The sequence below is a fragment of the Pseudoduganella sp. RAF19 genome (assembly GCF_052114165.1).
Taxonomy (GTDB): Bacteria; Pseudomonadota; Gammaproteobacteria; order Burkholderiales; family Burkholderiaceae_D; genus Rugamonas.
In genome coordinates this window covers 657,844-668,243 of sequence record NZ_JBFREF010000002.1, presented here as the reverse complement: position 1 = coordinate 668,243, position 10,400 = coordinate 657,844, and the positions used below count along the sequence as shown (strand labels likewise).

Genomic DNA, 10,400 nt, shown 5'->3' with positions numbered 1-10,400 from the left:
TTGCGCTATGCAAGGCCAGATACCGGCTGAGCTAATATTTCAAAACTTTCAAATTTTAATCTTCAGCTGAACCGTCTAATATGACTATCAAATAGAAAGTGCTAAGTGACGCATCATTAGGGGAATGCGGAGGTTCACATGCACACATTTTCACGGGCCTTGCTCGGGATTTATCGCGAGTCAACAAAGGGATCGCTGCATGAGTTTCAGGCGGCAGCAGTCCAGGTGTTGCATGATTGTCTTGACTTTGACGCGGTGGTGTTAGGCGGCAGCCAGTTTTATTCAAATCCTGATCTCTATATAATGAGCGCGCATATTGATGGGCTGCCGCGCACATTCATGGATGACTATATTCCGCTGTTGTCGCGTGACCCCATCATGAAGTCTTTGCTGACCGGCCTTGGCCGGCCGCTGAAGCTGGACCTTCAATATTTCTACGAAAATTGCGGTCTCTCTGGGCTGGCTGATTTCGCACGCTTATATAAGCTGCGTCAAATGATGATATTTGGTGATATCCCATGTCCGGGTATCCCAACGAGATGGATCATGCTATTCAAGGACGGCGCCGTGGCATTTCCGGAAGCCGGGGAGCGGCGCCTGGTGCATCTGTGGCCTCATCTCTCCCAGGCAACTTCGATGTGCGATGAACGGGGTTGATGCTGCGCAATCTGGTGCCGCCACGCTTTGCTTCAGCGCTGCTCAATGACTGCGGAGAGATACGGTATGCCGACCTGCGCTTTCTGGAGTTGCTGCGGCTGGAATGGCCGGAGTGCGATGTGTCAGGCGTTGCGAAGCTGGTACAGGAACAGCTGCTTCAGGCGCATGCGTTCAGAGGCAAATTCATCGAGATCAGCATGGTGCCGGAGTCGGAATCCGTCTGCCAGGCGCGGCCCACTGCCGCCTTCACAATCATGACGCCGCGCGAAACCCTGGTGGCCAGGCGCTTTGCGGCGGGATTGAGCCACAAGGAAGTGGCGCGTGAACTTGGCATTTCCCCCAATACCGTGCGCACCCAGCTGACAAATGTCTATGCAAAGCTCAAGCTGCATGACAAGGGTGCGCTTGCCAATTACCTGATGTTGCAAAGCGCGGCCGCTTCCTCCTGCCGGCCAAATTAGCGCGAGACTTCGGGCCCCGCAGGCGCCCGCCTGCGGGAATTTTTTTCCGGTTTATGTCGCGCGAGATGGCTTGGCGAATGGTGTGGCTTTGCGCGAAAGGTCAAACAGCTGGATGCGCCGCACTGGCTGGCGGATCGCAGCGCCCGCAGCGCGGAAGCGCGAGCCGCCCGTGATGGCGCGCATGGCTTCCCGGTCCAGTTCCGAGCTTTCCGGTAGATCCTTGATGACGATGACTGCCATAATGCCTCCTTCGGTTGTTGCAATGTTTACGCGGTCGATCCCAGCCATCTGATCATGGCTGGGATCGACCGGCAACCGGGTCGCTTGACTCGCGGGAACCGTTGACGGCTCCCGCGACACCAGCTTCAGCCGATGATGGTGTTGGCGCCATTCTGAACGGTGTTGCTGTGCACATGCACGCCGTCCAGGAAGGCCGAACCATTGGCGGTTGCCACCACATCGTTCTGCATCTGGGCCAGATTCTGGGTGCCTTTGATGGAGGAATCGTAGGTCGGAGCGTAAGTCACGTCGCCCACTTTGAAGTATGGCGAGTTCATGCTCCAGCCGCCGCGCACTTCTGCCATTGCAGCGCTATCCAGTTGTTCGGTACGGGCCAGGTCTTTGATGATCAGGGTTTTCATGATAATTCTCCTAAAAAGTATAGTCAGTTTCAATGTGGCTGATTAGCCGACGATGGTGTTGGCGCCGTTTTGGGCGGTGTTGCTGTGCACGTGGATGCCGTCCAGGAAGGCAGAGCCGTTGGCGGTTGCCACCAGGTCTTGTTGTTGCTGGCCCAGGTTCTGCACGCCTTTGATGGAAGAATCGTAGGTGCCGCCGATGTTCACGTCGCCGAATTTGTAGTAGGGCGAGTTCATGCTCCAGCCACCGCGCACGTCTGCCATGGCAGCGCTGTTGAGTTCTTCGGTACGGGCCAGGTCTTTGATGATCAGGGTTTTCATGATGTTCTCCTTGAGGGGGAATAGTGAGGATGCAATTACTGGCGGATGATGGTGTTGGCACCGTTTTGCGACACGTTGTTGTGTACGCTGACGCCGTCCACGAAAGCCGAGCCATTGGCGGTGAGTACCTCATTGCTCTGGCTTTGCATCAGGGTCTGGACGCCTTTGATCGAGGAGTCATAGCTTGGGGCGTAGGTCACGTCGCCGAACGAGTAGTAGGGCGAGTTCATTTTCCAGCCGCCGCGCACAGTGCTCATTGCTGCGCTATCCAGTTGTTCGGTACGGGCCAGGTCTTTGATGGTCAGGGTTTTCATGGTGTTGCTCCTTAGTGAGTTGGTTTGGTTTGAGGCATTTGGTTTGCGCTCGATGGACATTGAGCAGAATGCGTGCCAGGTCTTCCCGGCGCGCGATGAAAATGGCTAAGTGATTGAATCTGCGGGCGTTTCGCGATGCGGCGGCAGAGTGTGTGGCGTAATCGTCAACGCGATGCATGCGGGAGGTGTGGGGCGGCGAGCAACAGCTGGCGTTGCGCTGTATGGCCGCTTACAACAACTGGGGCTACCAACACTTGATCCTCGATTTATTCATGCTAGGCTCCAATCAATAGGTTGGGCTTTACCCGAACAAAGCCATGGCTAGCCTCGCGACTGCGATACATCAATTACAAAACGGCGCCTTGCAGCGTCCGGAGTTTTTCGCCCAGCTTGATCAAGTCCTCGAAAGCGCTCCCGAAAGTGGCGGCCGCTTGCTGGAAGTGCTGAGCGAGGAACACGCACGCGCACCGCTTCAAGGCGACGTTTATTCGGAAGTGCAGCGGCGCATTCAGCGCCTGATCGCTGCGCGCCAGCGCATGGGCGGCGACGACACCTTTGTGCAGACCAAGCCGAGCGCGGTACCACCTCCGCCGCCGACTTCTCCATCGTCGCGTCCGCCTCCTTTATCGATGCCGCCGCCCGAGAGCGCCGACATGGAACGCATGAAGGGCGTGGGCGACACGCTCAACGGCCGCTTCGTGCTGGAGGAGTGCATCGGCTTTGGCGGCATGGGCACGGTCTACAAGGCGCTCGACTTGCGCAAGCTGGAGGCGTCCGACCGCAAGCCGTACATTGCGATCAAGGTGCTGAACGTTCAGTTCCGCGGCCATCCCAAATCGCTGATCGCCTTGCAGCGCGAGGCGCGCAAGGCGCAGGCGCTGGCGCATCCGAATATCGTATCGGTCTACGACTTCGACCGCGACGGTGCGATGGTTTACCTGACCATGGAACTGCTGAGCGGCAAACCACTGAGCCAGGTGCTGCGTGCACCCGGCTTTACGGGGCTGCCATGCGCGGATGTGAAGCGCATTGTCAACGGCATGGGCAACGCCTTGTCGTACGCGCACGGACGGGGCTTCGTACACTGCGATTTCAAGCCGGGCAATGTGTTTCTGATGGATTCCGGTGACGTGAAGGTGATCGACTTCGGCATCGCCCGCGTGTTTCAGAAGACGGAAGAGGACGTCGATGTGACGGTGTTCGATCCCGGTAGCCTTGGCGCTCTGACACCGGCCTATGCCAGCCCGGAGATGCTGGAGCAGCGCGAGCCTGATCCGCGCGATGATATTTATGCGCTCGCATGCATCACGTATGAGCTGCTGACGGGGCATCATCCGTTTAATCGGATGTCGGCGCTGCAGGCGCGCGGGGCGGGCATGAAGCCGCAACGCCCAGCGGGCTTGGGACGCGCGGAGTGGCATGCTCTCAAGGCGGGACTGGCATTGGAGCGCAATGACCGGACGCCAACGGCGGCGCGGTTCATGAGCGAGTTTGCAGGAGAGAGTTCGATGGCGCGCCATGCGCCGACAGCGCTGGCGGGCGCTGCGGCCGTTGTGCTGATTGGCGTCGCTGGCGTGTCCGCATGGCGGTTTATGCAGCCATCCGATGGCGCCGCTCCGCCTGTTGCACCCACGCAGCCGTCGTCGGAAAGTGGGTCTGACGTGCCGGCCACGGCGCCGGTGCTGGCAGGTGCATCTTCGCCGGCGGCCGCAGCGAGGGAGGCGTCCGCGCCTGCCGCTGCACCGGCACCAACACCGCCACCGGCACCAGCACCAGCACCAGCACCGGCCGCTCCACCTACCGTTGCGTCGCTGGCTTCAGTGCTGGCCAAAGTTCCCTGTTCCGCCCTGCTGCCTTCGGTGAACGGCCGGGCCGTCGACGTGCAAGGATATGCGCCGAAGACGGCCGGTCTCAAGGAGTTGCTTGGTGCGGTGCCTGGTGTGGCTTCGGTTAGCCTAAACGTGCAGTCCGTCGATCCGGACAAATGCGCCGTCATCAATACTTACGGCCCGTACTGGACTGCCCACCGCCGCGCGGGTGGCGGCGCCGCGATCCGGCTCGCTACAGCCGGAGCGAACGGCCACACCATCCTCACGGAAGGCGACTCGTTGATGGTCGACGTCACCACCGCCGCCACGGAATCCTTTATCAGCGTCGATTACTACTCGCTGGACGGCAATGTCGTGCACTTGCTGCCGAATGCCCGTTCGCGCGACAACCGCGCACCGCCGCACTACAGCGCCACCATCGGCAGCATGGGAGAGTGGGGCATCGGCAAACCGTTCGGCAGCGAACTGGTGGTGTTGCTGACCACGCCAACACCGCTGTTCGATTCGATCCGGACCGTGTCCGAGCCCGGCGGACGCTATCTGGCCGACGTGGCCTCTCGCCTGGAGCAGATCCGCGCCCGCGGCGCCGGGGACAAGATCGCAGTCGACTTCTTGCAGATCAACACGCAAGCACGCAAGCGCTGAAGCCGCCCAAGTTGCAATCAGCGCAATCGCTTGCGGCTACTTGGCCACGCGCACCACGCGGAAGCCATTCTGCGAGTGCCGTACGCTCGCGTCGTACTTGAAGCGGGTGGAAGCAACCATATAGGCCGCACCTTCGCGCCACGAGCCGCCGCGAATCACGCGCACGGTGCACGCCGACTGATCCCAGGCACGGCTATCCGATGGCGCATCCTTGAAGCTGTTGTGCCAGCAATCGGCGACCCATTCCCACACACTGCCGCTGGTGTCGTACAAGCCGTAGCCATTCGCCGCAAAGCTTCCCGCGTTGGCCGGTGCGTCGGCAGACCACGGCTGTCCGCAATCCTTGCAGTTGGCCTTGCCATTGGCCATTTGTTCGCCCCACCAATATCGTGTGGCGCTTCCGCCACGCGCGGCATATTCCCATTCCGCCTCGGTCGGCAGACGATAAGCCTGTCCGGTGGTGCTACTGAGCCACTTGAGGTACTGCTGAGCATCATCCCAGCTCACATCGCGGACCGGAGCGGCGCCATTGGTGCCCGCCGCCGCGCTGGCTTTCGCACATGCGCCCGCATCGGCGCAGGCATTCCACTGTTGTACGGTGACCTCAAATTTGCCGATCGCAAACGGCGTCTTGATCGTGACCGAGTGCGCCGGCTTCTCGCTCGGATCGCTGCTATTGCTGCCCATGGTGAACGTGCCGGCCGACAGCGGAATCATGGCCGGGCAGGCCGGGCAATCCTTGAACTCCGCACCGGCAGCGCGGCTCGCCGGGGTGGACGGCGCGGCAGCAGTTGCTGCTGCCGCTGCCGCCGCTGCTGGCGCGGCGGCAGGTTCTCTTTCCTTGGCCGGGGCAGGGCGCGTGGGTTCGTGGACGACCTTCGGCGGCGCCGCCGGCGCGGGCGACGGTGCGGCGGGCGTGGCGGACTTGGCCGGCGCCTGGCCTGCGCGCAAACGGGCAATGCGCGCCTCTGCCAGGGCGGCGAAGCGGCCCTTTGGATAGGCCTTCAGATAAGCTTCGTAATCGCTGATATGGTCACTGTCCTTGATCGATTCCCAGAAAGCGAGCTCGAACTGCTCAGCGCTGTTCTTGGGAACCACACCAGCAAGCTTTATGTCTGAATTGTTGTTTTGCGCTTGCGCTGTGGGCGCGAGAGCTGGCATCGCCAATACGCAAACGACCAGAAGTTTATGCCACATGCGCGGCCCCTCTTTCTTGCTGCGTTGGATGGGAATTGACCTTGCGATCCGGGTAATAGTGTGCCAGATTTAGATAGTGAAGTCTCCCCCCCATCAGTATAGTCTCGGCTGGAGGATTCGATCATGCGTATTGCTGTGATTCTTTGCCTGCTGCTGAGTATGCAGGCTGCTCCCGTCCTCGCCGATCCCACTGCGGCGCCCGAAAATGCGCAGGTGTATTTCATCTGGCCTCATGACGGCACCGTCATCGATGGCGGCAAATTCTGGGTCCGTATGGGTTTGCGCAACATGGGCGTTGCGCCCAAGGGTACTGCGGTAGCCAATACCGGCCACCACCACCTGCTGATCGACACCGATCTGCCGCCACTGACTGAAGCGATCCCCAACGACCGCAACCATCTGCATTTCGGTGCGGGAGAGACGGAGGCGCGCGTTGAACTACCGCCCGGCAAGCACACACTACAGTTGCTGCTGGGGGACAAGGACCATATCCCGCATAACCCGCCCGTGCAATCGAAGAAGATCACAATCACGGTGCGCTGAAGGAGACGATCATGCGCAATCTGTTCGCTGCGGCGGCCTTTTCCGCTGCCATCTTCGGCGGGGCGGCCAGTGCGGCGGACGCTCCCGCGAATGCCTACTGCTACATCGGCTGGCCGTCCGACGGCGCGGTGATCCAGGGTGGCAAGCCGTTCCGCGTCTGGTTCGGCCTGCGCTATATGGGCGTGGCGCCGAAAGGTGTGGCCTTCAACAACACCGGCCACCACCACCTGCTGATCGACACCGACCTGCCGCCGCCGGGGAAAGAGATTCCATCCGACCGCAACCACCTGCACTTCGGCGCGGGCGAAACGGAAACCATGCTGGAACTTCCGCCCGGCAAGCACACCTTGCAGCTGCTGATGGGCGATGAAAACCATGTGCCGCACACGCCGCCGGTGAAGTCGCCGAAAATCACAATCACCGTCAAGTGATGGGATGGTGCGGATGGGCCTATGGAACCGAATGCCTCATTTCCAGAACCGGGCGGCCCGGTCAGGGCCTATCTTGAATGGCTGGGGACGGCATCGACCAAGCCCGCGGTGTTTCCTCTGCACGATGAAGTAGTCATTGGCCGCGACCGCCAGGATGCGCTGGGCGCGGATCAATACCTGTGCATTCCCGAGCAAACCATCAGCCGCCGCCACGCGCGCATTCAGCGCCGCGGCGCGCGCTATGTGGTTGAAGACCTGCATTCCCGAAATGGCACTTTCGTGCTGGGCGAGCGCCTGGCGCCGGGTGAATGGCACGCCCTGCACGACGGCGACGAACTGTCGCTGGCATCGGCACAGCTGGTCTTTCATTCCTTGCTGCTGCCGGAACGTGGCGAAACACCCACACTGATCACGCGCTCGGTCGATGCCACCCAATTCACGCCGCAACTGGACCCGGTCAGCGCCGACCGCAGCGATCTGGAAAAGAGCGTACAGCGGCTGCACGCCATGGCGCAGGCAAGTATCGCATTGGGTGCGGTGACCGACCAGGCCACGCTGATCGAAAAGATCATGAACTTCATTTTCGATCTGTTCCCGCTGGCCGAGCGCGCCTTCATCATGTTGCGCAACAAGGAAAGCGATCCGCCCGTGCCGGTGGCGGCGCGGCGGCGTGACGGGACGGTGTTAGATCCGGCGCAGGTGCGCATTTCCTACACCATCGTGGACGAAGTCCTGCACCGGAAACGTGCCATTCTATCGGTCGATACGCTGGCGGACGCTCATTTCTCCGCGCATGCCTCGATCGTCGCGCAATCAATCCGCAGCGTCATGTGTGTGCCGCTGATTCTCTGCGAAGATGTTCTTGGCCTGGTGCAGGTGGATACGTCGTCGGACCCGCATGCATTCCAGGAAGCGGACCTCGAAATCCTCACCGGGGTGTGCGCGGAAACAGCCGTCGCGCTGAAAAACTTCCAGCTGTATTCCGAAATACGCGGCCTGCTGGACGGCTTTGTCTGCGCCTCGGTGCAAGCAATCGAGGAACGCGACCCGGTCACGGCAGGCCATTCGTTCCGCGTGGCGCGTTACGCCGAAAACCTGGCCATCGCCTTGCCCAATGCGGACGATCCCGCTTTGCGCCGTGCTGCGCTCGGCCCGGCTCAGGTCCGTGAGCTGCGCTACGCGGCGCTACTGCACGATTTCGGCAAGGTTGGCGTACGCGAACACGTGCTGCGCAAGGAAAAGAAGCTGCACCACGCCGATATGCGCCTGCTGGAACAGCGCTTCCGCTACGCGCGCGCCTGTTTCGAACGGCACGCCTGGCGCGATTTGACAGAGCGCCATTTGCAGGGCGAACTGACGATGGCAGCGTTGCGCGCTGAGCGTGAACGCATCATCGCGCAGCTGGATGACGAGGGCCGGCGGCTGGAAGACTTCATGGACATCATCCGCCGTGCCAACGAGCCGTCCATTTCGCACAGCGAGCCGTTGAGCGAACTGGAGGCAATCCGTTGCCACGCCTGCGTTGGGATGGACGAATCCGGCTTCCGCCTGCTGAGCGATGATGAATTCACCGCACTGTCGATCTCCAAGGGCTGCCTGACGCCCGACGAACGGCGCCAGATCGAGGCGCACGTGGCCGACACCTATGCCTTCCTGATCCTGATTCCCTGGACCCGCGAGTTGTCCGGCGTGCCCGCCATCGCGCACGGCCACCACGAAAAGCTGGATGGCTCCGGCTATCCGATGGGCCTGCATGGTGGCCAAATCAGCCTGCAAACGCGCATACTGACCATCAGCGACATTTACGATGCCCTGACGGCGCGCGACCGCCCGTACAAGCAGGCCATTACGTCCGAGCGCGCCCTGGATCTGATCGCGGAAGAATGTCGCGCCGGTCACCTGGATGCCGGTCTGTTCAAGGTATTTGTCGATTCAAAGGGTTGGGAGACGCGCGTATGAAGCCGATTATTCGATCCCTTGCTGTCGCGGCGCTGCTGTCCGCCTGCGCCGATGTCAGCATGAAGCCGTACCAGACGCCGGATATGCCATCCAAAGACGCGTGGTCCAGCCAGCAAAATCTGCCCGTGAAGCCAGCCGTGATCATCGAGCAGGACTGGTGGAAGCAGTTCCGTGATCCCTATCTGGATGGACTGGTAAGCCGCGCGCTGGCCGGGAACTACGATCTCAAGATCCTGGCAGCACGGACCAAGGTAGCGCAAGCGGGCATTGAGGAAGCCCGCGCCGGCGCTTTGCCGACGCTCGATGCCGGTGCAGGCGCCAGCTTCGAGAAAAGCACGGGCCAGCCGTTCAGCAAACAGTTCAACCTCGCCACGCAGGTGAACTGGGACATTGATATCTGGGGCAAAACGGCGAAAGGAGTGGAAGCCCAGACAGCGGAATTCAAGGCGTCCGAAGCGGATTGGAGGGCCGGCTATCTGACCATGGTGTCGGATGTATCGACCACTTATTTCCAGATCCTGCAATTCGACGAGCAGATCAGGCAGCAAAAGCAGGCGCTGGAGAAAAACAAGCAGATCCTGGCCACGTATGAAGCCATGCTGCAGAATGGACTGGTGCCGCAAACGCGGGTGCTGCAGCAGCGCGCGGAGCTGAATCGCCTGAGCAGGGACCTGATCGAACTGGATCGTCTGCGCGCCGTGTCCGGCAACGCACTGGCGACCTTGCTTGGCACGCCAGCCGGCGAATTCAAGGTGCCGCAGGGTTCGTTGACGCAGCGCGTGGCTTTGCCGGTCGTGCCGGAAGGCCTGCCGTCGCAGCTGCTCAAGCGACGCCCCGATGTGGTGGCGGCCGAATACCGCGTGCTGGAAGCCTACAATCTGGTCGGTCAGGCCAAATTGGCGCAGCTGCCGTCCATCAGCATGACGGGACATGGCGGCACCGCGAGCTTTGCCCTCAGTTCGCTGATGAAGTCTTTCACTTTCGGCCTTATGCCGAGCATTAACTTCCCGATCTTCGATCCCGGGGTGAAGGCGCGCATCAAAACCAGCCAGGCGCAGAGCGAGGTCGCCGAGCAGACGTACCGGCGCACTGTCATCGGAGCCTTCGAGGAGGTGGAAAATGCCCTGGTCAATCTGGATGCCCACCGGCGTCAGCGCATGGAGCTGCAAGAACAGTCCGACCGTCTGACTATTGTCGCCGCACAGGTTGAAGCCCAGCTCAAGGAAGGCCTGGTGACGCAGCTGGAAGTGTTCGAGGCCGAACGCACACTGTTGGCCGCGCAACTGGCCTTGCTGGCCATCCACCAGCAAATCCTGGCCGACACCGTTACGCTGTACAAGGCGCTGGGTGGTGGCTGGCCGCCGGTGGACGTGCGCGCCGAGGCGCGAAGCTAAGGAGGCCGGCT

At 61.2% G+C, this 10,400-nt stretch carries 12 protein-coding genes; 7 read left to right on the top strand and 5 right to left on the bottom strand.

What is annotated here, in order from left to right:
* Positions 1-138: 138 nt before the first annotated feature.
* Positions 139-657: a hypothetical protein gene (locus tag AB4Z19_RS07630; protein ID WP_442034881.1), complete on the top strand. Its 519-nt coding sequence runs from the start codon at positions 139-141 to the stop codon at positions 655-657.
* Positions 657-1,118, top strand: coding sequence for a response regulator transcription factor (locus AB4Z19_RS07625; RefSeq protein WP_442034880.1), 462 nt, complete (start codon positions 657-659; stop codon positions 1,116-1,118). Before AB4Z19_RS07630 ends, AB4Z19_RS07625 begins: the two co-directional genes overlap by 1 nt.
* A gap of 51 nt (positions 1,119-1,169) precedes the next feature.
* Here AB4Z19_RS07625 and AB4Z19_RS07620 read toward each other — a convergent pair whose 3' ends face one another.
* From AB4Z19_RS07620 to AB4Z19_RS07605, 4 genes are all read right to left on the bottom strand, one after another.
* The gene (locus AB4Z19_RS07620) at positions 1,170-1,358 is read right to left on the bottom strand and encodes a hypothetical protein (protein ID WP_442034878.1); all 189 of its coding nucleotides are present in this window, start codon (positions 1,356-1,358) and stop codon (positions 1,170-1,172) included.
* A gap of 125 nt (positions 1,359-1,483) precedes the next feature.
* Positions 1,484-1,759, bottom strand: coding sequence for a hypothetical protein (locus tag AB4Z19_RS07615; protein WP_442034876.1), 276 nt, complete (start codon positions 1,757-1,759; stop codon positions 1,484-1,486).
* Between the two features lie 42 nt (positions 1,760-1,801).
* On the bottom strand, positions 1,802-2,077 hold the full coding sequence (locus AB4Z19_RS07610; protein WP_442034874.1) for a hypothetical protein: 276 nt from the start codon (positions 2,075-2,077) through the stop codon (positions 1,802-1,804).
* Between the two features lie 35 nt (positions 2,078-2,112).
* On the bottom strand, positions 2,113-2,391 hold the full coding sequence (locus AB4Z19_RS07605) for a hypothetical protein (RefSeq protein WP_442034873.1): 279 nt from the start codon (positions 2,389-2,391) through the stop codon (positions 2,113-2,115).
* Between the two features lie 317 nt (positions 2,392-2,708).
* On the opposite strand from AB4Z19_RS07605, the gene AB4Z19_RS07600 reads away from it, so the two are divergent.
* Positions 2,709-4,865: a protein kinase domain-containing protein gene (locus AB4Z19_RS07600; protein ID WP_442025726.1), complete on the top strand. Its 2,157-nt coding sequence runs from the start codon at positions 2,709-2,711 to the stop codon at positions 4,863-4,865.
* A gap of 36 nt (positions 4,866-4,901) precedes the next feature.
* Here the strand turns inward: AB4Z19_RS07600 and AB4Z19_RS07595 are convergent, their stop codons facing one another.
* Entirely contained in the window at positions 4,902-5,963 is a 1,062-nt protein-coding gene (locus AB4Z19_RS07595) for a formylglycine-generating enzyme family protein (RefSeq protein WP_442034871.1), read from the bottom strand.
* Between the two features lie 258 nt (positions 5,964-6,221).
* Here AB4Z19_RS07595 and AB4Z19_RS07590 point away from each other — a divergent pair, with 258 nt between their 5' ends.
* The 4 genes from AB4Z19_RS07590 to AB4Z19_RS07575 are packed head-to-tail and all read left to right on the top strand — an operon-like array spanning position 6,222 to position 10,389.
* A complete protein-coding gene (locus tag AB4Z19_RS07590; protein WP_442025728.1) occupies positions 6,222-6,605 on the top strand; it encodes a DUF4399 domain-containing protein in 384 nt (127 codons plus the stop codon).
* An 11-nt stretch (positions 6,606-6,616) separates the two neighbouring features.
* The gene (locus AB4Z19_RS07585) at positions 6,617-7,036 is read left to right on the top strand and encodes a DUF4399 domain-containing protein (protein ID WP_442025724.1); all 420 of its coding nucleotides are present in this window, start codon (positions 6,617-6,619) and stop codon (positions 7,034-7,036) included.
* 21 nt (positions 7,037-7,057) lie between these two features.
* Complete coding sequence (locus AB4Z19_RS07580; protein ID WP_442025723.1) at positions 7,058-8,995, top strand: HD domain-containing phosphohydrolase; 1,938 nt, start codon at positions 7,058-7,060, stop codon at positions 8,993-8,995.
* Positions 8,992-10,389 (top strand): efflux transporter outer membrane subunit, encoded by a 1,398-nt coding sequence (locus AB4Z19_RS07575; protein WP_442025722.1) that lies wholly within the window; start codon positions 8,992-8,994, stop codon positions 10,387-10,389. The genes AB4Z19_RS07580 and AB4Z19_RS07575 overlap by 4 nt, the downstream gene beginning before the upstream one ends.
* Positions 10,390-10,400 lie beyond the last annotated feature (11 nt).